The 22,907-nt window shown below is 55.4% G+C and carries 27 protein-coding genes; 20 read left to right on the top strand and 7 right to left on the bottom strand.

What is annotated here, in order from left to right:
* Positions 1–293: 293 nt before the first annotated feature.
* Positions 294–1,286: a flagellin N-terminal helical domain-containing protein gene (locus V7Q49_RS01855; RefSeq protein ID WP_333849035.1), complete on the bottom strand. Its 993-nt coding sequence runs from the start codon at positions 1,284–1,286 to the stop codon at positions 294–296.
* A gap of 392 nt (positions 1,287–1,678) precedes the next feature.
* On the opposite strand from V7Q49_RS01855, the gene fliD reads away from it, so the two are divergent.
* From fliD to amyA, 4 genes are read left to right on the top strand one after another with little or no spacing between them, the layout of a single operon-like run.
* Complete coding sequence (gene fliD / locus V7Q49_RS01850; RefSeq protein WP_333849034.1) at positions 1,679–3,106, top strand: flagellar filament capping protein FliD; 1,428 nt, start codon at positions 1,679–1,681, stop codon at positions 3,104–3,106.
* A gap of 14 nt (positions 3,107–3,120) precedes the next feature.
* A complete protein-coding gene (gene fliS, locus V7Q49_RS01845; RefSeq protein WP_333849033.1) occupies positions 3,121–3,525 on the top strand; it encodes a flagellar export chaperone FliS in 405 nt (134 codons plus the stop codon).
* A 5-nt stretch (positions 3,526–3,530) separates the two neighbouring features.
* Positions 3,531–3,905: a flagella biosynthesis regulatory protein FliT gene (fliT, locus tag V7Q49_RS01840; RefSeq protein WP_333849032.1), complete on the top strand. Its 375-nt coding sequence runs from the start codon at positions 3,531–3,533 to the stop codon at positions 3,903–3,905.
* 54 nt (positions 3,906–3,959) lie between these two features.
* Positions 3,960–5,447 carry an alpha-amylase gene (gene amyA, locus V7Q49_RS01835; RefSeq protein ID WP_333849031.1) on the top strand — a complete coding sequence of 496 codons (1,488 nt, stop codon included), beginning with the start codon at positions 3,960–3,962 and terminating at the stop codon, positions 5,445–5,447.
* 47 nt (positions 5,448–5,494) lie between these two features.
* Here the strand turns inward: amyA and yedD are convergent, their stop codons facing one another.
* Both yedD and fliE read right to left on the bottom strand, forming a co-directional pair.
* Positions 5,495–5,908: a lipoprotein YedD gene (gene yedD, locus V7Q49_RS01830; RefSeq protein WP_333849030.1), complete on the bottom strand. Its 414-nt coding sequence runs from the start codon at positions 5,906–5,908 to the stop codon at positions 5,495–5,497.
* Between the two features lie 193 nt (positions 5,909–6,101).
* Positions 6,102–6,419 (bottom strand): flagellar hook-basal body complex protein FliE, encoded by a 318-nt coding sequence (fliE, locus tag V7Q49_RS01825; RefSeq protein ID WP_333850466.1) that lies wholly within the window; start codon positions 6,417–6,419, stop codon positions 6,102–6,104.
* A gap of 224 nt (positions 6,420–6,643) precedes the next feature.
* On the opposite strand from fliE, the gene fliF reads away from it, so the two are divergent.
* The 14 genes from fliF to rcsA all read left to right on the top strand — a co-directional run bounded on the left by fliF (position 6,644) and on the right by rcsA (position 18,153).
* The gene (gene fliF, locus V7Q49_RS01820; RefSeq protein WP_333849028.1) at positions 6,644–8,338 is read left to right on the top strand and encodes a flagellar basal-body MS-ring/collar protein FliF; all 1,695 of its coding nucleotides are present in this window, start codon (positions 6,644–6,646) and stop codon (positions 8,336–8,338) included.
* Complete coding sequence (gene fliG / locus V7Q49_RS01815) at positions 8,331–9,326, top strand: flagellar motor switch protein FliG (RefSeq protein ID WP_156264144.1); 996 nt, start codon at positions 8,331–8,333, stop codon at positions 9,324–9,326. The genes fliF and fliG overlap by 8 nt, the downstream gene beginning before the upstream one ends.
* Positions 9,319–10,026 carry a flagellar assembly protein FliH gene (fliH, locus tag V7Q49_RS01810; protein WP_333849027.1) on the top strand — a complete coding sequence of 236 codons (708 nt, stop codon included), beginning with the start codon at positions 9,319–9,321 and terminating at the stop codon, positions 10,024–10,026. Before fliG ends, fliH begins: the two co-directional genes overlap by 8 nt.
* Positions 10,026–11,396: a flagellar protein export ATPase FliI gene (gene fliI, locus V7Q49_RS01805; RefSeq protein WP_333849026.1), complete on the top strand. Its 1,371-nt coding sequence runs from the start codon at positions 10,026–10,028 to the stop codon at positions 11,394–11,396. The genes fliH and fliI overlap by 1 nt, the downstream gene beginning before the upstream one ends.
* A 20-nt stretch (positions 11,397–11,416) precedes the next feature.
* Positions 11,417–11,860 carry a flagellar export protein FliJ gene (gene fliJ, locus V7Q49_RS01800; protein WP_333849025.1) on the top strand — a complete coding sequence of 148 codons (444 nt, stop codon included), beginning with the start codon at positions 11,417–11,419 and terminating at the stop codon, positions 11,858–11,860.
* Entirely contained in the window at positions 11,857–13,056 is a 1,200-nt protein-coding gene (fliK, locus tag V7Q49_RS01795) for a flagellar hook length control protein FliK (RefSeq protein ID WP_333849024.1), read from the top strand. Before fliJ ends, fliK begins: the two co-directional genes overlap by 4 nt.
* A gap of 111 nt (positions 13,057–13,167) precedes the next feature.
* Positions 13,168–13,635 (top strand): flagellar basal body-associated protein FliL, encoded by a 468-nt coding sequence (gene fliL / locus V7Q49_RS01790; RefSeq protein WP_333849023.1) that lies wholly within the window; start codon positions 13,168–13,170, stop codon positions 13,633–13,635.
* 4 nt (positions 13,636–13,639) lie between these two features.
* Positions 13,640–14,644 (top strand): flagellar motor switch protein FliM, encoded by a 1,005-nt coding sequence (gene fliM, locus V7Q49_RS01785; protein ID WP_333849022.1) that lies wholly within the window; start codon positions 13,640–13,642, stop codon positions 14,642–14,644.
* Positions 14,641–15,054 carry a flagellar motor switch protein FliN gene (gene fliN / locus V7Q49_RS01780; RefSeq protein ID WP_032612268.1) on the top strand — a complete coding sequence of 138 codons (414 nt, stop codon included), beginning with the start codon at positions 14,641–14,643 and terminating at the stop codon, positions 15,052–15,054. The genes fliM and fliN overlap by 4 nt, the downstream gene beginning before the upstream one ends.
* 2 nt (positions 15,055–15,056) lie before the next feature.
* Positions 15,057–15,431, top strand: a complete 375-nt coding sequence (fliO, locus tag V7Q49_RS01775; protein ID WP_333849020.1) for a flagellar biosynthetic protein FliO — start codon at positions 15,057–15,059, stop codon at positions 15,429–15,431.
* The gene (gene fliP, locus V7Q49_RS01770; protein WP_191152483.1) at positions 15,431–16,168 is read left to right on the top strand and encodes a flagellar type III secretion system pore protein FliP; all 738 of its coding nucleotides are present in this window, start codon (positions 15,431–15,433) and stop codon (positions 16,166–16,168) included. The genes fliO and fliP overlap by 1 nt, the downstream gene beginning before the upstream one ends.
* Positions 16,169–16,178: 10 nt before the next feature.
* A complete protein-coding gene (gene fliQ, locus V7Q49_RS01765) occupies positions 16,179–16,448 on the top strand; it encodes a flagellar biosynthesis protein FliQ (protein ID WP_154125850.1) in 270 nt (89 codons plus the stop codon).
* A 2-nt stretch (positions 16,449–16,450) separates the two neighbouring features.
* Positions 16,451–17,236 (top strand): flagellar biosynthetic protein FliR, encoded by a 786-nt coding sequence (gene fliR, locus V7Q49_RS01760; protein ID WP_333849019.1) that lies wholly within the window; start codon positions 16,451–16,453, stop codon positions 17,234–17,236.
* 293 nt (positions 17,237–17,529) lie between these two features.
* Positions 17,530–18,153, top strand: coding sequence for a transcriptional regulator RcsA (gene rcsA / locus V7Q49_RS01755; protein WP_333849018.1), 624 nt, complete (start codon positions 17,530–17,532; stop codon positions 18,151–18,153).
* A 100-nt stretch (positions 18,154–18,253) separates the two neighbouring features.
* On the opposite strand, the gene dsrB is transcribed toward rcsA, so the two are convergent.
* Entirely contained in the window at positions 18,254–18,442 is a 189-nt protein-coding gene (dsrB, locus tag V7Q49_RS01750) for a protein DsrB (RefSeq protein WP_333849017.1), read from the bottom strand.
* 127 nt (positions 18,443–18,569) lie between these two features.
* Here dsrB and yodD point away from each other — a divergent pair, with 127 nt between their 5' ends.
* A complete protein-coding gene (yodD, locus tag V7Q49_RS01745; protein WP_333849016.1) occupies positions 18,570–18,797 on the top strand; it encodes a YodD family peroxide/acid resistance protein in 228 nt (75 codons plus the stop codon).
* Between the two features lie 297 nt (positions 18,798–19,094).
* The gene (locus V7Q49_RS01740; protein WP_333849015.1) at positions 19,095–19,907 is read left to right on the top strand and encodes a mannosyl-3-phosphoglycerate phosphatase-related protein; all 813 of its coding nucleotides are present in this window, start codon (positions 19,095–19,097) and stop codon (positions 19,905–19,907) included.
* Here V7Q49_RS01740 and dgcQ read toward each other — a convergent pair.
* From dgcQ to V7Q49_RS01725, 3 genes are all read right to left on the bottom strand, one after another.
* Positions 19,889–21,565, bottom strand: coding sequence for a cellulose biosynthesis regulator diguanylate cyclase DgcQ (dgcQ, locus tag V7Q49_RS01735; protein WP_333849014.1), 1,677 nt, complete (start codon positions 21,563–21,565; stop codon positions 19,889–19,891). The two genes, V7Q49_RS01740 and dgcQ, sit on opposite strands and share 19 nt — an antisense overlap.
* A gap of 104 nt (positions 21,566–21,669) precedes the next feature.
* Entirely contained in the window at positions 21,670–21,852 is a 183-nt protein-coding gene (locus V7Q49_RS01730) for a YodC family protein (protein WP_333849013.1), read from the bottom strand.
* A gap of 78 nt (positions 21,853–21,930) precedes the next feature.
* Complete coding sequence (locus V7Q49_RS01725) at positions 21,931–22,848, bottom strand: DUF808 family protein (RefSeq protein WP_333849012.1); 918 nt, start codon at positions 22,846–22,848, stop codon at positions 21,931–21,933.
* Positions 22,849–22,907: the final 59 nt, after the last annotated feature.

Here is a 22,907-nt window from a genome sequence, read left to right as displayed (position 1 = left end):
CCACTCAAATGTAAGATCCTCCCTTATTATTTGAACACAAGTTTTCTAGAAGAGGTTGCAGGTCATTAAGTGTGCGGCATCCGCTTGGCTTTAAGGATGATAAAGCAATATCCAAAAGTTCAATTCACAGTGGAAAAAAAGCCAAATTGAATCTTCTGACTGAGGAAGAGAAAAGTTGGATACTGATCTGACGGATATATGTAAGTAGTGGAATAAGAAGGGAAAAAATTTTATTTCTCCGAAAATAAAAAAGGCCAGCCGGCAGGCTGACCTTTGTTGAACATAAAGCGATATTAACGCAGCAGGGACAGAACACCCTGTGGAACCTGGTTCGCCTGAGACAGTACAGAAGTACCAGCCTGCTGCAGGATCTGCGCACGAGACATGTTAGAAACTTCGGTAGCGTAGTCAGCATCCTGAATACGGGACTGTGCAGCAGACAGGTTGGTAATGGTGTTGCTCAGGTTAGAAATGGTAGATTCGAAACGGTTCTGAATCGCACCCAAATCTGAACGCTGGTTATCAACCGCTTTGATTGCTGCATCAACGTCTTTAAGCACATCAGTTGACAGCACGTCAAAGCCATCACTCAGAACACCAACAGAACGAGCATCAGTACCTACTTTATTTAAAGTCAGGGTGGCTGCCGCAGAAGAAGAGATCGATGTGTTCACAAGTGAGTCAGTACCGGTGTTAGCAGCCGTTGTAGAAACACTACCTGCAGAGGTATTCCATGCCTGGCTTACAGTGTCCGCACCTACAGCTTGTTTACCCAGTTTGTTCCAATCGGAGTTTTTATTGATGCTGATATCGATGCTTTCGCTATCGTTAGCACCAACCTGGATTTTGATATCTGTACCAGCAGCGTTACCGGACAGGATTTTGCTGCCGTTGAACTGAGTCTGCTGAGCAACACGGTTGATTTCCAGCAGACGCTGGTTAACTTCAGACTGGATGGAGTCGATGTCAGAAGCAGAGTTAGTACCGTTCTGCGCCTGAACTGACAGCTCACGAATACGCTGTAAGTTGTTGTTGATTTCGTTCAGGGAGCCTTCAGCAGTCTGCGCCAGGGAGATACCGTCGTTGGCGTTACGAGAAGCCTGGGTCAGACCCTTGATGTTAGAGGTGAAGCGGTTAGAAATCGCCTGACCCGCTGCATCGTCTTTAGCGCTGTTGATACGCAGACCGGAGGACAGACGCTCGATTGCTGTACCCAGGGAAGACTGAGATTTGTTCAGGTTGTTCTGAGTAGTCAGGGACAACAGGTTAGTATTGATAACTGCCATAATTTTCTTTCCTTCAAAATTGGGTTTAGGTTTCGGTGCCTAACACTCACGGCGTCTCTCACCGTCAACAAGGTTATCGACGGGTCGCCAAAAGACTTTAGAATCAATTTTTAAAAAATTTTAACCAATTGATAAATAGTGATTTTTATTAAATAAATCACATTAAGCCTTTTTGAATGAATCACCCCTAACGCAAACTCACCCTTCTCTTTTCACTCTCTCAATCGACGTTTTACTTCTTAGCGTGATCTTCACGTCCTGACGCAATCCCTCCATATACCCTATTCAGTGGCGGCTTATTCTTAGATTATTTTTTTTTCCAGGCCGTAAACTTTTACCCCAAGACGCCGATAACGAGTTCTGAACTACTTCGTCTTTTAAGGAATATATGCATGGCTACTATCAGTAATCTCGGGATAGGTTCTGCAGGACTCGGGGATTTGTACAATCAGTTAGAAGCAGCGGAAAGAACCAAGCTAACGACGATCACATCCCAGCAAACGACCTATAACGCGCAATTAAGCGCGTACGGCAAACTGCAGAGCGCCATGACCAGTCTGCAGACGGCAACTGCGACGTTGGGTAAAACGACAACCTGGAACTCGACGGCGGTGAGTAGCACCAATACGGCATTCACTGCGACAACAACATCCGAATCCGCTATCGGATCTTACACGGTGAACGTCAATCACCTTGCAAAAGCACAGTCTCTGACGACAGGGACCATTGGCAGCAATACCGATGCGTTAGGCGACACGACTGGCAGCACGCGCAAAATTACCATTACCCAGAAAGGCACAGAAAAGCCGCTGGAAGTGGAACTGTCGGATTCCGATACTTCCTTAAACGGTATCGCCAGCGCCATCAACAAAGCAAACGGCAACGTGACTGCCAGCGTTATCAAAGCGAAAGACGGTGATTACCGCTTGATGCTGACGTCTAAATCTACCGGCACCGACGGTCAAATGACGATAAATGTCACCGGTGATGACAAATTACAAGCTGCGATTGGTTATGACTCAGGCACCAAAACCGGTGCGTTGAACGTCCAGACCGCGGCACAGAATGCCACCATCGTCGTGAACGATATTACGATTGAGCGTCAGTCAAATACGATTTCCGATGCGATTCCGGGCGTGACGTTCAATCTTAAAGCGGAAAGTAAAGCCGACGAATCACTGGATATTACCCGTGCGACAGATGCTAACCAAAAAGCAATTTCCGACTGGGTAACGGCTTATAACTCGCTGCAATCCACCATCAACAGCGTGACCAAATATGTTGCTGTCGATGCCGGCTCAGACAGCCAGTCTTCCAGTAATGGTGCGCTGGTTGGGGATGGCAATGTCCGCGGTATTCAGTCTCAATTACGCGGTTTGTTGACGGAAGTGCAAAGTGGCTCGATGCAGATCATGGCCCAGCTTGGGGTCACTCAGGATCCTAACCGCGCGACGGATGGAACCCTGGGCAATTTAAAAATTGATTCCGACAAACTGAAAAAAGCGCTGAGCGATAACCCGGACGCCGTGCAGCAGTATTTTGTCGGTGACGGGAAAACGACGGGGCTCGCCACCAAAATGAGCAAGGCGCTGGACACCATGCTGAGTACCAGTGCAGGCAGTACCGGCGTGATCCAGAATGCGAAAGACGGTATCAATGCGACTATCAAAACGCTGGGTAAGCGGTATGACGCGATGGAAGCCTCTATTGAAGCAACCATGGAGCGATACAAAACGCAGTTTACTAGTTTGAACGTCCTCGTGACGAAAATGACGAATACAGGTAACTACCTGACTCAACAGTTCTCTAGTTCATCGTAATTTCAGGAGTAAATATGTACAACACCTCTGGTGTTCAGTCCTATCAGCAGATAGGGGTGGAAAGCGCGGTAATGAACGCCAGTCCACATCAGCTGATTGTCATGTTGTTCGATGGGGCGCATAGCGCCCTTGTGCGGGCTCGCCTGTTTCTTGAAGCAGGTCAGCTGCCGGAGAAAGGCGAGGCCCTCTCGAAAGCCATCAACATCATTGATAATGGATTAAAGGCTGGCCTGAACATGGACGTCGACAGTGACTTGCCAGGTAATCTCGCCGCACTTTATGACTATATGGTTCGCCGTTTATTGCAGGCGAACTTACGCAATGATGTCGAGGCGATCGTCGAGGTTGAGGGTTTATTGAATAACATTGCGGATGCGTGGAAACAAATCGGCCCCAATGCTGCCTCTATTTCAGGATAATTTTGATGAACAGTCCTAGCTCAGCTCTCAACAACTGGCATGCTCTGCATGCCCTGAGTCTTTCCATGCTTAATCTTGCTCATTCCGGTCAATGGGATGAGCTTATTGAAAAAGAGATGGAATACGTTCAGTTGGTCGAAGGCATCGCACAGAACCCCATCTCTACCAGCCCGCCTGCGCAGATTGAACAGGCACGCTTTATCCTAGAAAAAGTGCTGCAAAATGAGACTGAGCTAAAGGCGCTGTTGAGAGGAAGAATGGATGAACTGCGTCATCTGATCACCCAAACCGGTAAACAACAATCGGTCACCTCTACCTACGGCAAGCTGTCAGGCAATATTCTTTATCCGGAAAATTTAACCCGCGACCTCCCGTTATGATTCAAATGATCCATACTCCAGAAGTCAGCCGAAACGGCTTCTGGAGCACGGAAGATGAAAAACCCCACTCTCTTACAGTTTTTCCACTGGTATTACCCTGAAGGCGGTCAACTCTGGCCGGAAGTGGCCGAGCGTGCCGACCTGTTAAACGATATTGGTATCAACATGGTCTGGCTGCCCCCGGCATATAAAGGGGCATCCGGTGGTTACTCTGTTGGATACGACTCCTACGATCTCTTCGATCTTGGGGAGTTCGATCAAAAAGGATCTGTCCCCACTAAATACGGCGACAAAACCCAGCTGCTGGCCGCTATCGGGGCGCTAAAGCGCAACGACATCGCGGTGCTGATGGACGTGGTGGTCAACCACAAAATGGGTGCCGACGAGAAAGAGGCCATCCGCGTTCAGCGGGTCAACGCCGACGATCGCAATCAAATCCACGACGAGATCGTCGAATGCGAAGCCTGGACCCGCTACACCTTCCCGGTCCGGGCCGGAAAATACTCGGAATTCATCTGGGATTACAAATGCTTCAGCGGCATCGATCATATCGAAAATCCCGATGAAGACGGCATCTACAAAATCGTCAATGACTACACCGGCGATGGCTGGAACGATCAGGTCGATAACGAGCTGGGGAACTTTGATTACCTGATGGGCGAAAACATCGATTTTCGTAACCGTGCGGTAACCGAGGAGATCAAATACTGGGCGCGCTGGCTAATGGAGCAGACCCAGTGCGACGGCTTCCGTCTGGATGCGGTGAAACATATTCCGGCATGGTTTTATAAAGAGTGGATCGAGCACGTGCAGGAAGTGGCCCCGAAACCGCTGTTTATCGTGGCGGAATACTGGTCGCCTGATGTCGATAAACTCCAGCAGTATATCGATCAGGTGGAAGGGAAAACCATGCTGTTTGATGCCCCGCTGCACATGAAGTTTCACGAAGCCTCGCTGCAGGGACGTGATTACGACATGAGCCAGATCTTTACCGGCACGCTGGTGGAGGCCGACCCCTTCCACGCGGTGACGCTGGTGGCCAACCACGACACCCAGCCGTTACAGGCTCTGGAAGCACCGGTCGAAGCCTGGTTCAAACCGCTGGCCTACGCGCTGATTTTACTGCGTGAGAACGGGGTGCCGAGCGTCTTCTATCCCGATCTGTACGGTGCCAGCTATGACGATACCGGCGGCGATGGCGAGATGTATCACATCGATATGCCGGTGATCGAGCAGCTCGACCAGCTGATCCACGCCCGCCAGCGTTTTGCCCACGGCGTTCAGACTCTGTGGTTCGATCACCCCAACTGCATTGCCTTCAGCCGCAGCGGCACCGATGAGGATCCGGGCTGCGTGGTGGTGCTCTCTAACGGCGATGAGGGTGAAAAGACGATTACGCTGGGCGAGAACTACGGCAATAAAAACTGGAAAGATTTCCTCGGCAACCGCGAAGAGAGTGTAACGACCGACGAAACCGGCACCGGCGTGTTTACCTGCAACGGCGGCAGCGTCAGCGTGTGGGTTCTGGAAGAGGTGTTATAAAGGGTGGGAAGCCGGGCGGCGCTACGTTTGCCCGGCTTTCAAATCACTTATGGCAGCTTACTTTCCAGCGGATTTTTGCTCAGGTAGTTCGCGCACTCGACGGTAGGACGGTCGACGCGCTGCAGGATCATCCCGTCATACTCGATGGCGCTGCCTTCCCGCTCCAGCGGGTAGATATCCAGCTTGCGGGTGACGTTATAAAAATCATCCGAGCGCAGCATGATTTTCCCCGGTACGGCCACCACGCGCTGCCACTGACGGCAGTCCAGGGTATCCCCTTCTTGCGTTACCACCAGCGTGGCGATGGCTTCCGGGCTGACCATTTTGCTTTGCGGCCCTTTCGACTGCCAGTACCCCGCCAGTTCAGCCGGGACGGGATGCTTGATCACGTCCTGGTATCTGTCGACCTGCACACATCCGGTTAACGCCAGCAGCCCCGCGATAATTGCTATTTTTTTCATCATTGTTCCGTCTATACCCTAAATAATTCGAGTTGCATGAAGGCGGCGACGCAGCGAATCCCCAGGAGCTTACTAAAGTAAGTGACTGGGGTGAGCGAGGAAAGCCAACGCGCAGGCAACTTGAAGTATGACGGGTATACGGCGAAAAAAATAGTGTGGCATTTAAGCCGTCGGGTCGCCAGCACCAGAAGGACTAAACCTGCATAGACATAACGTCCTGGTACGCCTGCATCAGTTTATTACGCACCTGAATACCCATCTGCATGGAGACCGAGGCTTTTTGCAAATCGGTCATCACATCGTTCAGACCAATACCCGGTGCGCCCATGGTGAATTTTTCACCCTGCACGCGCGCCGCGGTTTGCGTATCGCTGATCCGGTCAAGCGCCGCATGCAGCTGACCCGCGAAGCTGACGGTAGACTGCACGTCAGTCACGTTCTGATTTCGGGCGGTCATTGCCGTGGCCTGCAACTGGCTGATGACGCCTTCAATCCCCTGTATTGCCATGATTTTCCCCTGATGGATTTTTACTCGCTTAAGAGTATCAGCCTGTCAATGAGATAAAGGCGCTAAATAGCGTTAAAAAACCAGGTTATTTGACGCATAGAAATTCCCGTTTCATCAAATAATGGCACAGCCATGATTATGGAATTTTTGTTGTGTTTGCCGACCCGGGAGCCTGTTTTGTTTCTCCACACGAATAATGTAATCCACGATGAGTCACGAGGTGCGCAATGAGTGCGTCAGCAACATCAGCCCCTCAAACTAAATCTCTCGAATGGATGAGCCGCCTGCGCGCGAACCCTAAAGTGCCGTTGATCGTGGCAGGCGCTGCCGCTATCGCCATCGTCGTCGCTATGGTCCTGTGGGCCAAACAGCCTGACTACCGCACGCTGTTCAGCAACCTCTCGGACCAGGATGGCGGCGCAATCGTCACCCAGTTAACCCAGATGAACGTCCCCTACCGTTTCTCGGATAATGGCGGCGCGCTGGAAGTCCCTGCCGATAAAGTTCATGAACTCCGCTTACGTCTTGCCCAGCAAGGCCTGCCGAAAGGCGGCGCGGTAGGTTTCGAACTGCTGGATCAGGAAAAATTCGGCATCAGCCAGTTCAGCGAGCAGGTTAACTACCAGCGCGCGCTGGAAGGTGAACTGGCCCGCACCATCGAAACGCTGGGCCCGCTGAAAAGCGCCCGCGTCCACCTGGCGATGCCAAAACCGACCCTCTTTGTGCGTGAACAGAAAGCGCCATCCGCCTCCGTTACCGTTAATCTGCAGCCTGGCCGTGCGCTGGATGAAGGGCAGATTAGCGCCGTGGTGCATCTGGTCTCCAGCGCCGTAGCCGGTTTACCGCCGGGTAACGTGACCCTGGTGGATCAGATGGGTCGCCTGTTAACCAAATCCAACACCAGCGATCGCGATCTGAATGACGCGCAGCTGAAATATGCCACTGACGTGGAAAATCGCGTTCAGAGCCGCATCGAAGCCATTCTTGGCCCGATCGTCGGCACCAGCAACGTCCATGCCCAGGTCACCGCGCAGATCGATTTTGCCGATAAAGAGCAGACCGAAGAGCAGTATCGTCCAAACGGCGATGCCGCTCAGGCCGTGATGCGCTCACGTCAGGTCAATAACTCCGAACAGGTCGGTGGCGCAGCGGGTGGTGTACCGGGTGCACTCTCCAACCAGCCAGCACCGGCGAATACTGCGCCAATCAACGCACCGGCGCAAAACCAACAGAACGGTCAACAAAACGGCCAGCAGAATGGTCAGCAGGCGCGAGCCCAGCAAACTGCGGCCAGCGCCGGTCCGCGTAGCACCAGCCATAACGAAACCACTAACTACGAAGTCGACCGCACCATTCGTCACACCAAAATGAACACCGGGGATGTGCAGCGTCTCTCCGTGGCGGTGGTCGTCAACTACAAAACCCTGCCGGACGGTAAGCCCCTGCCGCTGACCACCGAGCAGATGAAGCAGATCGAAGACCTGACCCGTGAAGCCATGGGTTACTCCGAGAAGCGTGGCGATAGCCTTAACGTCGTGAACTCGCCGTTCAGCGCCGTTGACGATACCAGCGGTGAACTGCCGTTCTGGAAAACACAGTCGTTTATCGATCAGCTGATTGAAGCCGGTCGCTGGCTGCTGGTGGTGATTGTGGCCTGGCTGCTGTGGCGTAAAGCGGTCCGTCCGCAGTTCGTACGCCGCGCAGAAGAGGCCAAAGCGCTGAAAGAGCAGACCCTGCTGCGTACAGAAACGCAGGAAGCGGTGGAAGTGCGCCTCAGCAAAGACGAACAAATGCAGCAGCGCCGTGCTAACCAGCGCATGGGCGCTGAGGTGATGAGCCAGCGTATTCGCGAAATGTCAGATAACGATCCGCGCGTCGTGGCGCTGGTCATTCGCCAGTGGATGAGTACAGAAAATGAGTAACCTTACCGGAACGGATAAAAGCGTCATCCTGCTGATGACCATTGGCGAGGACCGGGCGGCAGAGGTATTCAAACACCTCTCCCAGCGCGAAGTGCAGGTTCTCAGTTCGGCGATGGCCAACGTGCGTCAGATCTCCAACAAGCAGCTGACCGAAGTGCTGGCGGAGTTTGAGCAAGAAGCCGAACAGTTTGCGGCGCTCAACGTCAATGCCAACGAATACCTGCGTTCGGTGCTGGTCAAGGCGCTCGGCGAAGAACGCGCCGCCAGCCTGCTGGAGGATATTCTCGAGACCCGCGATACCGCCAGCGGCATCGAAACGCTCAACTTTATGGAGCCGCAGACCGCTGCCGACCTTATTCGCGACGAGCATCCGCAGATCATCGCCACCATCCTGGTCCACCTCAAGCGTGGCCAGGCGGCGGATATTCTGGCGCTGTTCGACGAACGTCTGCGTCACGATGTGATGCTGCGTATCGCCACCTTCGGCGGCGTCCAGCCGGCGGCGCTGGCGGAACTGACCGAAGTGCTGAACGGCCTGCTCGACGGCCAGAACCTCAAGCGCAGCAAAATGGGCGGCGTGAGGACGGCGGCAGAAATTATCAACCTGATGAAAACGCAGCAGGAAGAGGCGGTCATTACCGCAGTGCGCGAATTCGACGGCGAACTGGCACAAAAAATTATCGACGAGATGTTCCTGTTCGAAAACCTGGTCGACGTGGACGATCGCAGTATCCAGCGCCTGCTGCAGGAAGTGGACTCCGAATCGCTGCTTATCGCCCTCAAAGGTGCCGAACAGCCGCTGCGCGAGAAGTTCCTGCGCAACATGTCCCAGCGTGCGGCGGATATCCTGCGCGACGACCTTGCCAACCGTGGCCCGGTGCGTCTGTCTCAGGTGGAAAACGAACAGAAAGCGATCCTGCTTATTGTGCGTCGTCTGGCCGAAACCGGCGAGATGGTGGTAGGCAGCGGCGAGGATACCTATGTCTGATGAACTGCCGTGGAAGGTCTGGACGCCGGATGACCTCTCCCCTCCTCGCGCGGAATTTGTTCCTGCAAACATCGAATCCGTCGGGATGGATGAAGAGGACGCCGCGCCTGAGCTGAGCGAAGAGGAACAGCGCGCGCAGCAGCTGGCGCAGATCCAGATGCAGGCACACGATCAGGGCTATACCGCCGGCGTCAACGAAGGTCGGCAGAAAGGTCAAGAACAGGGTTATCAGGAAGGGCTGGCCCAGGGGCTGGCGCAAGGTCTGGAGCAGGCGCGCTCACAGCAGGCGCCCATCCATGCCCGGATGCAGCAGCTGGTCAGCGAGTTCCAGAATACTCTGGACGCGCTGGACAGCGTTATCGCCTCGCGCCTGATGCAGATGGCGCTCGAGGCGGCACGCCAGGTGATCGGCCACACCCCGCCGGTGGATAACTCATCGCTGATCAAACAGATCCAGGGTCTGCTGCAGCAGGAGCCGCTGTTCAGCGGCAAACCGCAGCTGCGCGTCCATCCGGACGATCTGCAGCGGGTTGAAGATATGCTCGGCGCGACCCTCAGCCTGCACGGCTGGCGTCTGCGCGGCGATCCGACCCTGCATCACGGCGGCTGCAAAGTCTCTGCCGACGAAGGGGATCTGGACGCCAGCGTGGCCACCCGCTGGCAGGAACTGTGCCGCCTGGCGGCACCGGGAGTCATCTGATGACCGCACGCCTGACCCGCTGGCTCAACACCCTCGACAATTTTGAAACGAAGATGGCGCAACTGCCGTCCGTTCGTCGTTATGGCCGTTTAACCCGCGCCACCGGTCTGGTGCTGGAGGCTACCGGCCTGCAGCTGCCGCTGGGGGCTACCTGCATTATCGAACGCCAGGACGGCAACGAGATCCGTGAAGTCGAGAGCGAAGTGGTGGGCTTTAACGGCCAGCGGCTGTTCCTGATGCCGCTGGAAGAAGTCGAAGGCGTTCTGCCCGGCGCGCGCGTGTACGCCAAAAATTTATCCGGCGACGGCCTGCACAGCGGCAAACAGCTGCCGCTCGGCCCGGCGCTGCTCGGACGGGTTCTGGACGGTGCCGGTAAACCGCTGGATGGCCTGCCCTCCCCCGATACCACCGAAACCGGGGCGCTGATCACTCAACCCTTTAACCCGTTACAACGAACGCCGATCGAGCATGTGCTGGATACCGGCGTGCGCCCGATCAACGCCCTGCTGACCGTCGGTCGCGGCCAGCGTATGGGCTTGTTTGCCGGCTCCGGCGTCGGCAAATCGGTGCTGCTCGGGATGATGGCTCGCTACACCCAGGCCGACGTGATCGTGGTGGGGCTGATTGGCGAGCGTGGCCGTGAAGTAAAAGATTTTATCGAGAACATCCTCGGCGCCGAAGGGCGCGCCCGGTCGGTGGTGATCGCCGCGCCGGCGGACGTCTCTCCCCTGCTGCGTATGCAGGGTGCCGCCTACGCCACGCGCATCGCGGAAGATTTCCGCGACCGGGGTCAGCATGTCCTGCTGATCATGGACTCCCTGACCCGTTACGCGATGGCCCAGCGTGAAATCGCCCTGGCGATCGGCGAACCGCCTGCGACCAAAGGCTATCCGCCTTCGGTCTTCGCCAAATTACCGGCGCTGGTGGAACGCGCGGGTAACGGCATCAGCGGCGGCGGCTCGATTACCGCGTTTTACACGGTGCTGACCGAAGGCGATGACCAGCAGGATCCGATTGCCGACTCGGCGCGTGCGATCCTCGACGGCCACATCGTCCTGTCGCGCCGTCTGGCCGAAGCGGGCCACTATCCGGCGATCGATATCGAAGCCTCGATCAGCCGTGCAATGACGGCCCTGATTACCGAGAAGCATTACGCCCGGGTGCGTAACTTCAAGCAGCTGCTCTCCAGCTTCCAGCGCAACCGCGATCTGGTCAGCGTCGGGGCCTATGCCAAAGGCAGCGATCCGATGCTCGACAAGGCGATTGCCCTGTGGCCGCACCTGGAAGCCTATCTGCAGCAGGGTATTTTTGAGAAAGCCGACTGGGAAAGCTCGATCCAGGCTCTGGAAATGATTTTCCCGCAGGTGTAACCGAGTAGAGGGCGAATGTCATGGCACAACACGGCGCATTAACCACGCTGAAAGATCTGGCCGAGAAAGACGTTGATAATGCCGCACAGCAGCTTGGCGCGATGCGCCGCGGGTATCAACAGGCGGAAGAGCAGCTGAAGATGTTGATCGACTACCAGCATGAGTATCGCACCAACCTCAACACGGATATGGCTCAGGGCATCGGCAGCCAGCGCTGGATCAACTATCAACAGTTCATCCAGACGCTGGAGAAAGCCATAGAACAGCATCGCCAGCAGGTGCTTCAGTGGACCGAGAAGGTTGACCGGGCCCTGAACTTCTGGCGCGAGAAGAAACAGCGTTTACAGGCCTGGCAAACCTTGCAGGATCGCCAGCTTGCCGCCGCAAATCTGGCGGAAAGCCGTCTCGATCAGAAAAAAATGGATGAATTTGCCCAGCGCGCAACAATGAGGACACCGGAATGATCACCCTTCAACAACTGCTTTCGACCGACACCGACCCTACGGCTGGCGTGCGGGGCGGAAAAGCGGCCGATGGCGCGCAGGACTTTCTTGCCCTGCTGGCGGGCGCGTTAGACGACGCCAAAGGCCAGGGCAAAGAGGTCGGGCTGACGCTGAACGATCTGCACACCGCGGGCGGTAAGCGGGCCAGCGTGGCATTGAAAGCTGATGTCACCGAGAGTGATGTCGATACCGACGCCGGGAAACTGGCCGAACTGCTGGCGCGTCAGGATCTCGCCGTCACTGACGAAACGGCCTCCCAGCCTGGCCTGACCGCCGGACTGCTGCCCGCGGTCAAAGGCGACGTGCTGAAGAGCCTGACCCAGGCAGCCAAAGAGGCCGACAGCAAAACCGATCTCAGTGATGAAGAGCTGGCAGGGTTAAGCGCCCTGATGGCGATGCTGCCCCACCAGCAGACCGCCACTGCCGCTGCCCCTCAGCCGGTAAGCACCGGAGGCATTGACGTTAAGGCCTCCCTGACCAGCGATCGTGGCCGTCAGCCTGCGCTGGACACCGATGCCCTGCGCACCGCTAAAGCCGTGGTTGAGGATAAAGATGCCGGGCTGGCCTCCAACACGCAGCTGACGCCAGCCGTTGCCGCGACGACCACCCGACAGGCGGCAGAGAGCACGCCGTCTCCGACCGGCCCGACCGTCACCATGGGGCCGATCGTCAGTAGCCAAACCTCAGTGCAGCCGACCCTGGCCGCCGCGCCGGTGGTCAGCGCGCAGCTGGGCAGCAATGAATGGCAGCAGACCGTCAGCCAGCACATCACCCTGTTCACCCGTCAGGGCCAGCAGAGCGCCGAGCTGCGTCTGCACCCGGAAGATCTGGGTCAGATTCAAATTTCCCTTAAGCTGGATGATAACCAGGCGCAGCTGCAGCTGATCTCAGGCCATAGCCACGTGCGAGCGGCGCTGGAAGCGGCCCTGCCGGTTCTGCGTACCCAGCTGGCGGAAAATGGTATTGAGCTGACACAAAGCAACATCAGCAGTGAAAACTTCAACGGCCAGCAGCAGGCGTCTTCCCAGCATCAGCAGCAGACTGCCCGTGCCGGCACGGCAGGCGCATTCGATGAAGAGAGCGATGAGCTGCTGGCGGTGCCTGCCTCCCTGCAGTCCGCGGCGCGTGGAAACAACGCTGTCGATATCTTCGCCTAAACCTAAACGCCAGAGGTAGCGTGATTATCCCCGTCTTTTCGACCCTTTGACGGCGAGCGGACACGGGATAATCACCTCATTAGCAGTCCCGAAACAGGAAGCACGAATCAGATGACTGACTCCGCCATCACCAAGAAAAGTAAGCGTTCCATCTGGATCCCGCTTCTGGTGTTAATTACGCTTGCCGCCTGCGCGACCGCAGGTTACAGCTACTGGCGCATGAATAAAGCACCGTCAGCCGCAGCCAAAGTGGAACCCCCACCGCCAGCGGCCCCGCTCTTTTTCGCACTGGATACTTTTACCGTTAACCTGGGTGATGCCGAGCACGTGTTTTACGTGGGCATTACGCTGCGTCTGAAAGACGAAGCTACGCGCACCCGTCTGAGTGAATATCTGCCGGAAGTGCGCAGCCGTCTGCTGCTGCTGTTTTCGCGTCAGGATGCCGCGCAGTTGTCTACCAATGAAGGTAAACAAAAACTGGTGGCAGACATTAAGCAAACGCTGGCCGCGCCTCTGATTAGCGGTCAACCTAAGCAGGAAGTCACTGACGTTCTGTATACAGCTTTCATTTTGCGGTAACGACATGGGCGACAGTATTCTTTCTCAGGCGGAAATCGATGCGCTGCTCAACGGCGACAGCGATAAAACCGACGATCCAAAACCGGGTAAAGCGGGCGAAAGCGATATTCGCCCCTACGATCCCAATACCCAGCGTCGCGTGGTGCGCGAGCGTCTGCAGGCGCTGGAGATCATCAACGAACGTTTTGCCCGTCAGTTCCGTATGGGGCTGTTTAACCTGCTGCGTCGTAGCCCGGATATCACCGTCGGCGCGATCCGCATTCAGCCGTATCATGAGTTCGCCCGTAACCTGCCGGTGCCGACGAACCTCAACCTGATCCATCTGAAACCGCTGCGCGGCACGGGCCTGTTCGTCTTCTCGCCAAGCCTGGTCTTTATCGCCGTAGATAACCTCTTCGGCGGCGACGGTCGTTTCCCGACCAAAGTGGAAGGCCGCGAGTTTACCCATACCGAACAGCGCGTCATTAACCGCATGCTCAAGCTGGCCCTTGAAGGCTACAGCGATGCGTGGAAAGCGATTCATCCCCTGGATGTGGAGTATGTCCGTTCCGAGATGCAGGTGAAGTTCACCAACATCACCACCTCGCCAAACGACATCGTGGTTAACACCCCGTTCCACGTGGAGATCGGCAACCTGACCGGTGAGTTCAATATCTGCCTGCCGTTCAGCATGATTGAACCGCTGCGCGAAGTGCTGGTGAACCCGCCGCTGGAAAACTCCCGCCATGAAGATCAGAACTGGCGTGAGAACCTGGTGCGCCAGGTACAGCACTCCCAGCTGGAGCTGGTAGCGAACTTTGCCGACGTCCCGCTGCGGTTATCGCAGATCTTAAAATTAAAACCTGGTGATGTACTGCCGATCGAAAAACCCGATCGCATTATTGCCCATGTGGATGGCGTGCCCGTGCTGACCAGCCAGTATGGCACCGTGAACAATCAATACGCCTTACGCGTTGAGCACCTGATTAACCCGATTTTGAATTCTCTGAATGAGGAACAGCCCAAATGAGTGATATGAACAATCCGTCCGATGACAACAACGGAGCACTGGACGATCTGTGGGCTGAGGCGTTAAACGAACAAAAAGCACCGGCCAGCAAAAGCGTGGCCGATGCGGTGTTCCAGCAGCTGGGCGGCGGTGACGTCAGCGGCACGCTGCAGGATATCGATCTGATTATGGATATCCCGGTCAAGCTGACCGTGGAGCTGGGCCGTACCCGGATGACCATCAAGGAGCTACTGCGCCTGACGCAGGGTTCGGTGGTCGCGCTGGATGGTCTGGCCGGTGAGCCGCTGGATATTCTGATCAACGGCTACCTGATTGCCCAGGGTGAAGTGGTGGTGGTCGCCGACAAGTACGGCGTGCGTATTACCGACATTATTACCCCGTCCGAACGTATGCGTCGTCTGAGCCGCTAAGCATGAAAACCCAGGCAATCGTCTCACAACCCTCTGCCGTTCCAGGCTCGCCGCTGCTTCAGGTCAGCGGTGCGCTGCTGGGGATCATTGCCTTTATTTTGATTGTCGCCTGGCTGGCAAAACGCGTCGGCCTGGCGGGTAAAACCGCCGGTGCGCGCGGGCTGAAGCTCGCGGCCAGCACATCGCTGGGGCCGCGCGAACGCGTGGTGATCGTGGAAGTGGAAGACGCCCGGCTGGTGCTGGGGGTGACCGCCTCGCAAATTAATATCCTGCATACATTGCCGCCTGCGCCGGTCTCCGAGGAGAGCCGCACGGAGGTTCCACCGGATTTTCAGTCCGTGATGAAGAGTTTGCTTAAGCGTTCCGGGAGATCGTGATGCGCCGTGTTTTATCCCTTGCGCTTGCAGGCCTTGGCCTGTTTGCTCCCGCCGTGTACGCCCAGTTGCCAGGCCTGATCTCCACGCCGATGGCCGGAGGCGGCCAGAGCTGGTCCCTGCCGGTTCAGACGCTGGTGTTTATCACCTCGCTGACCTTTATCCCGGCGATCCTGCTGATGATGACCAGCTTCACCCGCATCATCATCGTATTTGGCCTGCTGCGAAATGCGCTGGGCACCCCGTCGGCGCCGCCGAACCAGGTCCTGCTCGGTCTGTCCCTGTTTTTGACCTTCTTTATTATGTCACCGGTGATCGACAAAATTTATGTCGACGCTTATCAGCCGTTCAGCGAAGACAAGATCTCGATGCAGGAGGCGCTGGATAAAGGGGCGCAGCCGCTGCGCGAATTTATGCTGCGTCAGACCCGCGAAGCCGACCTGGCACTGTTTGCCCGCCTGGCGAACGCCGGGCCGATCCAGGGCCCGGAAGCGGTACCGATGCGCATTCTGCTGCCCGCCTATGTCACCAGCGAGCTGAAAACCGCCTTCCAGATTGGTTTTACGATCTTCATTCCGTTTTTGATTATCGACCTGGTGATCGCCAGCGTGCTGATGGCGCTGGGGATGATGATGGTGCCCCCGGCAACCATTGCCCTGCCCTTCAAGCTGATGCTGTTTGTGCTGGTGGACGGCTGGCAGCTGCTGGTCGGCTCGCTGGCGCAAAGTTTCTACAGTTGAGGAGCACGCAATGACGCCAGAATCGGTCATGATGATGGGCACAGAGGCGATGAAAGTCGCCATCTCTGTTGCCGCTCCCCTGCTGCTGGTGGCGCTGGTCACCGGCCTTATCATCAGTATTTTGCAGGCCGCCACCCAGATTAACGAAATGACCCTGTCATTTATCCCGAAAATCATCGCCGTGTTCGTGGCGATCATTGTTGCCGGGCCGTGGATGCTGAACCTGCTGCTGGATTACATGCGTAATCTGTTTACCAACCTGCCGTACATCATCGGCTAGCCATGCTGCAAATAACCAGCGATCAATGGCTTGAGTGGCTCGGCCTCTACTTCTGGCCCCTGCTGCGCATTCTGGCCCTGATCTCCACCGCGCCGATCCTCAGTGAACGGGCGATCCCCAAGCGGGTCAAAATCGGCCTTGCCATTCTGATCACCATTATCGTTGCCCCGACGCTGCCGCCGGTGAACGTGCCGATCTTTTCGGCCCCGGCGTTGTGGATTGGGCTACAGCAGATCCTGATTGGCGTGGCCATCGGCTTTACCATGCAGTTCGCCTTCGCCGCCGTGCGTATGGCCGGGGAGCTGATTGGTTTACAGATGGGGCTGTCGTTTGCCACCTTCTTCGATCCGGGTAGCCGGCTCAATATGCCGATCATCGCCCGTATTATCGACCTGCTGGCGCTGCTGCTGTTCATGGCCTTTGACGGCCACCTGTGGCTGATTTCGATGCTGGTGGACACCTTCCACTCGCTGCCGATTGGCGGCGACGCGGTGAACAGCAATGCCTTTATGGCCCTGACCCGCGCGGCCGGGATGATCTTCCTCAACGGCCTGATGCTGGCGCTACCGCTCATCACCCTGCTGCTGACCGTCAACCTGGCGCTGGGTTTACTCAACCGTATGGCGCCGCAGCTCTCGGTATTTGTTATTGGTTTTCCGATCACCCTGACCGTGGGCATTTTGCTTATTTCCCTGTTAATGCCCCTTATTGCGCCTTTCTGTGAACGCTTATTCAGTGAGGTATTTAATCTGCTGAGCAATATCCTGAGCGAACTTTCTGCGAAGTAATAACCCCTGTGTTTTATATTGTCTCTCTGAGGATATTCCTAAAATAAGAATTGAGAAACATCTACCAGGATATATCTGGCGCGGCTTGATTGTTTTTATCCACCTCACAATATTCAACATTTACTTTACTTTAAGATGTTTCCTGGCAAATTATACGTAACTTTACGGGATAGTGAGTTCGCCTGAAAGTCCTTGTAATGCTCACAGGTAATTATTTATTCCATCCCGTATGGCTGTTATAGAGCTCTCAGGCAGGTGGTAAATTATCGTTATGCATTGAGTGAGGGTATGCCATGTCAACGATCATTATGGATTTATGCAGTTACACCCGGCTAGGGTTAACCGGGTATCTGGCCAGCAGAGGGGTCAAGAAAAAAGAGATCAACGACGTACACACTGTCGACGAACTTGCCGCCGCATGTGAAGCCTTGACGCCAGGCGTGGTGTTTATTAATGAGGACTGTTTCATTCACGACCCCGCCAACAGTCAGCAAATAAAGCACATCATTAATCAGCATCCCGGCACGCTGTTTATTGTATTTATGGCCATTGCTAATCTCCATTTCGATGAATATTTACGGGTGCGTCAGAATCTTCTGATTAGTTCGAAATCTATTAAGCCCGAATCGCTGGATGATCTGGTGGGAGATTATTTAAGCAAAGAGATAAAGAGTGTAGCGGAAGTTAATTTTCCGACTTTATCATTAAGCCGAACTGAATCCAGTATGCTGCGAATGTGGATGGCAGGACAGGGAACCATTCAGATTTCCGATCAGATGAATATCAAAGCCAAGACCGTGTCGTCACATAAAGGAAATATTAAAAGGAAGATAAAAACGCATAATAAGCAAGTGATCTATCATGTCGTACGACTGACGGACAATGTGACCAACGGAATTTACGTTAACCTGCGTTAACCCCCTCCCCTTTTGAATTACTCTCCAATCTCTGGCTATGCCAGAGATTTTTCCCCAGCTCGATTCGGGTCGGGCCAGCCCGCGCTACCCGACACAGGCGTTACTCCTGGCTTTCGACAAAAATGCCGTCAGGGTGGCCAAGCTCGTTAAAGAACCAGATCCCGAGCGGGTAATCTTCCAGTGACACCAGATACATCGTACCTTCATTAAACTGCTCAACCGCCAGTACAACACCCGAGCGGCGCGCTCCGCCGTCCGTTTTGACTGTTACCCGATCGTTGACCTTCATAAAATCCTCCTCTGGTTTTGAGCCAGTGTAGAACAAAACGTGAAAACTGGCAGCGAGTTGCCGCGCGATTGACGCTTTTATCGGCGGTCTATACTTACTGATGGACACTTATAGTGAGGAGTGAGTGATGAAGACCGCAAAAGAGTACAGCGAAACGGCAAAGCGAGAAGTGAATGTTGACGTCGATGCCCTGCTCGCCGCGATCAATGAAATCAGCGAGAGTGAGGTAAAACGGGTTGAAGATGACCCCACCCGGGTACGCGTAAACGATCGGGATTACCATACCTGGCGCGAGCTGGCTGAGGCCTTCGAGCTTGATATCCATGATTTTAGCGTGACGGAAGTGAATCGCTGAGGCGAAAAAAATCCCGGTCATGGGGTGACCGGGATCAAACTTGCTTATGCAAGAAGCACTTGTAAATTCGTTACACCAGGAAATCTGATGTCGTGTAGACATTATCTGCAAAATTTTTGTAAAACAAGAATATATTTTGCACATTTATAGTTGCCACGCGAAATTAAAGTTTTAGTTATGGTTGTCGACAGGCCTGGGGCGCGGCCTGAACGGGATCGGTTCCATAAGCGAAACTTTTACCGTTCCTTTTTTTAAGAAAAATCCTATCCGCAACCTTCAACTGTTACGGGAGATGCTATGCCTTCACTTGAGGACCCGCTGCTCATCTATAGCGATCTGGATGGCACGCTGCTGGACATTCACACCTACAACTGGCAGCCCGCTGCTGGCTGGCTGGAGACCTTACAGGACCATCAAATCCCGGTGATTCTCTGTAGCAGCAAAACCGCGGCGGAGATGCTGGAGATCCAGAGCGATCTCGGGCTGGATGGCCTGCCCTTCATTGCCGAAAACGGCGCGGTGATCCAGCTGGATGTGCGCTGGAACGATCATCCCGACGCCCCTCGGCTGATTAACGGCGTTCCCCATCACGATATCGTCCAGGTTATCAATCGGCTGCGCGCCGACGCAGGGTACAAGTTCACCACCTTCGATGATGTTGACGACCGGGTGATTAGCGAGTGGACCGGGCTCAGCCGCGACAGAGCGATGCTGGCGCGGCTGCATGAAGCCTCGGTTACGCTAATCTGGCGTGACAGCGACGAGAGAATGGCAGCTTTTGAAGCGGCGCTGGTAGCGCTTGGGCTGAAGTTTGTACAGGGGGCGCGCTTCTGGCACATCCTCGATGCCCGGGGCGGCAAGGATCAGGCCATTAACTGGCTCAACGAGCAGTACCTGCAGCGCGATGGCATGCTGCCCACCACCTTAGGGCTGGGCGATGGACCTAACGACGCCCCGCTGCTGGACAGCGTGGACCTGGCGGTGGTGGTCAAAGGCATCAACCGCCAGGGCATACAGCTTAAAAACGACAATCCGGAGCGGGTTTACCATACCCAACAGCCCGGCCCTGCGGGCTGGCGTGAAGGGCTGGATCACTTCATATCGTCCTGACCGACCACCCGGTTGCGTCCTCGCTGCTTCGCCTGGTAGAGACGGGCGTCAGCGACGGACTGCAGCTGTTCAAAGTCATAATTATCGCTTTCCAGGGCGCTGCTGACGCCGATTGACACGCTAATGCGCGTGGTCTCGCTCTTTTTCACCAGGATTTCGCGGTCGTTGATGCGCTCGCGGATCCGCTCAGCAATCTGCATCGCCTCTTCAGGCCCGGCCCCCGGCAGAACCACGCAAAACTCTTCGCCACCTACGCGCCCGGCGACATCCGCCTTGCGTATTGTGCTGGTAATTAACCGGGCCGCATGGGTGAGTACCTTGTCGCCCGCCTGATGGCCATATCTGTCGTTAACGCATTTAAAATGGTCAAGGTCCATCTGCATCACCGAGAACGGCCGATGCTGTTGCTGGCATCGCTTCGCCAGCGCTTTCGCCTGCTCAAACAGCGCGCCGCGGTTATTGATTCGCGTCAGGGGGTCATGCCAGGCCTGCCACTGGAGCGAGTGTTGCAGCCGGTACATGTTGCTTACCATCCGGCGGATCACGGCCCACGAGACAATCAGCATCCCGGTGAACAACAGCCACAGCAGCGCCAGCGCGATGGTGATGCTGCCAAAATCGCCTTGTGCGCCCTCTCTTAAGGTATGGATACGCAGCAGGACCCCGTCGAAGTGGTCCAGGTGCTGCCAGTTAACGTAACGGCTTCCCAGGCGGATTTCGCCCCCCGTATCTTTCGCCATCACCCCGGCAATTTGCGCCAGCTCGCGCGCGTCAAAATGGTTCACGTTAGCGGCAACGCTCTCTGAGGTGGCGAGGAGATGAAAACCGTTGTCGTAAAGCTGGAATTCTCCTTCGCCGTTACCGTCTACCGCATCCTGTAGCAGTTTCTTCATCCCCTGGAGGGTAAATTCAATCGCCAGCACGCCGTACCAGTACTGTTGATAGTCAACCGGCACGCTGACCGTAACGACCTGTTCGCGTTCAGCCCGCTGAGTAAACCAGCGCACGCTGCGGGCCCGATTGTCGCGCTCCGATTGCTGGGTAAACCACGGGCTGGTCACCAGACGATAGTAGCGGCTGGTAATGTCCCGCCCCTCATCATTGGGATCGGTCGAGACGTAAAACCCGGCCCGCGAGGCGTAGACGACGCGCCTGGCTTGCGCTGAAGGGGCATTAATGCGCAGCAGATAGCCCATTTCGAAGGCGGCGCTCATCTCCTGTTCCAGCCGTTCGTCGTCGCGTACCAGACTGTTTGTTTGCTCAACAAAGGCATCGGAAACGCCATGCAGGGTTAAGGTGCGCCGCGCGTCAAAGGTCAGATGCCAGGCGTTTTTTTCACGCAGATCGCTGATGTGTGAGACGGTATCGCTCAGCACTGTAGAAGCAAGCGGGGTTTCAAGCGCATCCTGCATGCCGTTGCGAAAGAAGAGCAGTTTTTCGACGCTGAACTGTAGCTGGCGATCCAGCGAGTTGACCACATTCTCGAGATGGTTGTGCTGCGTGGCGGCGTAGGCGTCTTCCAGCACCACAACCTCGCGCCAGGTCAATAGCGTGGAGAAAATGAGGACGGCAATAAAGCAAATGTTAACAACCCGGCCCGGATGAAAATGATGACGTGCCGAAAAAAACGCTTTTCTTACAATATCGTCGGGCTGCACACACACTCCCTGAAAACCATTCGCACCGGCGGGGACGGTAATATTACTACCTGTTAGCGATTATAGTGCACAAAAACGCCCGGCATTGCCGGGCGTAGCGTGACTTAAGCCTTGTCCTGTCGCCGGGTGCCGTCACCATGCTGAAGCTCATCTTCACGAAACGCTTCCTGCTTGATGCCGTAACCGTCGTACCAGCGACACTCCACCATTCCGCTTGCATAGCCGGTAACGACCATGTGTGGACCGCCGTTTTTTGGCTTAACTTCATCGCTGACCAGAAAGACCATAACCGCCTCCTTTATCAGTGTGAAACTGTATCAATTTAGTCGAGGAATAACAGTTATGCCTGGTATAGCTTGAAGTTATTAATGCGATCGACCTCGCATTTTCCCCACAACTGTGACGACCGCGACCACAATAAGGCCAATGATCAAGCCGATCACCAGATTGATTAACGTGGGTAAAACGGTTGCAATAACAGCACCTTGTGCCTGGGCGAAGTGTTCGATGGCATGATGCAGCGGGGCAATCCCGTGCACCACAATCCCGCCGCCAACCAGGAACATCGCCAGGGTGCCGATCACCGACAGGGACTTCATCAGCCAGGGCGCCATCACCAGCAGGGCTTTACCGGTCATTTTTGCCAGCGCGTTGGTTTTATCGCTCAGCCAGTAGCCGACATCATCGATTTTAACGATGATCCCTACCAGGCCATAGACCCCCAGGGTGACCAGAAAGGCAATCCCGGATAGCACCAGCACCTGGTTCAGCAGCGGCGCATCCGCCACAATGCCGAGGGTGATGGCGACAATTTCAGCTGACAGAATAAAGTCAGTGCGGATCGCCCCCTTAACTTTGTCCCGCTCGAAGGTGACAGGATCCTGGCCTGCCAGCGCCTCCAGACGCTGTTGTCGCGCCTCCGGACTCTCCTTCCCTTTATTTTTGCGCGACTCAAGCGAGTGCAAAATTTTCTCCGCCCCTTCAAAGCAGAGAAACGCCCCGCCCACCATCAGCAGCGGCGTAATGGCCCACGGAATAAAGGCGCTGATCAGCAGCGCCAGCGGCACGAGGATCACTTTATTGAGCAGTGACCCCTTCGCTACGGCCCAGACCACCGGCAGTTCACGATTAGCGCGCACGCCCGAGACCTGCTGGGCATTAAGAGACAAGTCGTCTCCCAGCACGCCCGCGGTCTTCTTGGCCGCCAGTTTTCCCATCAGCGAAATATCGTCCAGCAGCGTGGCAATATCATCCAGCAGTGTTAATAAGCTACTTCCCGCCAAAATTACATTCCTTCATTTTGTTAATAACCTGAACAGTATGGAGTAAAACCCGGAAGCCT

This window comes from Leclercia sp. (assembly GCF_036780805.1).
Lineage (GTDB): Bacteria > Pseudomonadota > Gammaproteobacteria > Enterobacterales > Enterobacteriaceae > Enterobacter.
Note: the sequence above shows the minus strand (reverse complement) of the source record. Positions and strands in the feature narration are given on the sequence as shown.

Bases quoted from the DNA above. Each gene is read 5' to 3' on its own strand.
- dsrB (WP_333849017.1), bottom strand. From the start codon at position 18,442: ATGAAGGTCAACGATCGGGTAACAGTCAAAACGGACGGCGGAGCGCGC.
- rcsA (WP_333849018.1), top strand. From the start codon at position 17,530: ATGTCAACGATCATTATGGATTTATGCAGTTACACCCGGCTAGGGTTA.
- fliH (WP_333849027.1), top strand. From the start codon at position 9,319: ATGTCTGATGAACTGCCGTGGAAGGTCTGGACGCCGGATGACCTCTCC.
- V7Q49_RS01855 (WP_333849035.1), bottom strand. From the start codon at position 1,286: ATGGCAGTTATCAATACTAACCTGTTGTCCCTGACTACTCAGAACAAC.
- fliN (WP_032612268.1), top strand. From the start codon at position 14,641: ATGAGTGATATGAACAATCCGTCCGATGACAACAACGGAGCACTGGAC.
- fliP (WP_191152483.1), top strand. From the start codon at position 15,431: ATGCGCCGTGTTTTATCCCTTGCGCTTGCAGGCCTTGGCCTGTTTGCT.
- yodD (WP_333849016.1), top strand. From the start codon at position 18,570: ATGAAGACCGCAAAAGAGTACAGCGAAACGGCAAAGCGAGAAGTGAAT.
- fliD (WP_333849034.1), top strand. From the start codon at position 1,679: ATGGCTACTATCAGTAATCTCGGGATAGGTTCTGCAGGACTCGGGGAT.
- V7Q49_RS01740 (WP_333849015.1), top strand. From the start codon at position 19,095: ATGCCTTCACTTGAGGACCCGCTGCTCATCTATAGCGATCTGGATGGC.
- fliG (WP_156264144.1), top strand. From the start codon at position 8,331: ATGAGTAACCTTACCGGAACGGATAAAAGCGTCATCCTGCTGATGACC.
- fliR (WP_333849019.1), top strand. From the start codon at position 16,451: ATGCTGCAAATAACCAGCGATCAATGGCTTGAGTGGCTCGGCCTCTAC.
- fliO (WP_333849020.1), top strand. From the start codon at position 15,057: ATGAAAACCCAGGCAATCGTCTCACAACCCTCTGCCGTTCCAGGCTCG.
- fliM (WP_333849022.1), top strand. From the start codon at position 13,640: ATGGGCGACAGTATTCTTTCTCAGGCGGAAATCGATGCGCTGCTCAAC.
- fliL (WP_333849023.1), top strand. From the start codon at position 13,168: ATGACTGACTCCGCCATCACCAAGAAAAGTAAGCGTTCCATCTGGATC.
- V7Q49_RS01730 (WP_333849013.1), bottom strand. From the start codon at position 21,852: ATGGTCTTTCTGGTCAGCGATGAAGTTAAGCCAAAAAACGGCGGTCCA.
- fliF (WP_333849028.1), top strand. From the start codon at position 6,644: ATGAGTGCGTCAGCAACATCAGCCCCTCAAACTAAATCTCTCGAATGG.
- fliI (WP_333849026.1), top strand. From the start codon at position 10,026: ATGACCGCACGCCTGACCCGCTGGCTCAACACCCTCGACAATTTTGAA.
- fliS (WP_333849033.1), top strand. From the start codon at position 3,121: ATGTACAACACCTCTGGTGTTCAGTCCTATCAGCAGATAGGGGTGGAA.
- fliJ (WP_333849025.1), top strand. From the start codon at position 11,417: ATGGCACAACACGGCGCATTAACCACGCTGAAAGATCTGGCCGAGAAA.
- fliT (WP_333849032.1), top strand. From the start codon at position 3,531: ATGAACAGTCCTAGCTCAGCTCTCAACAACTGGCATGCTCTGCATGCC.
- fliK (WP_333849024.1), top strand. From the start codon at position 11,857: ATGATCACCCTTCAACAACTGCTTTCGACCGACACCGACCCTACGGCT.
- yedD (WP_333849030.1), bottom strand. From the start codon at position 5,908: ATGAAAAAAATAGCAATTATCGCGGGGCTGCTGGCGTTAACCGGATGT.
- amyA (WP_333849031.1), top strand. From the start codon at position 3,960: ATGAAAAACCCCACTCTCTTACAGTTTTTCCACTGGTATTACCCTGAA.
- fliQ (WP_154125850.1), top strand. From the start codon at position 16,179: ATGACGCCAGAATCGGTCATGATGATGGGCACAGAGGCGATGAAAGTC.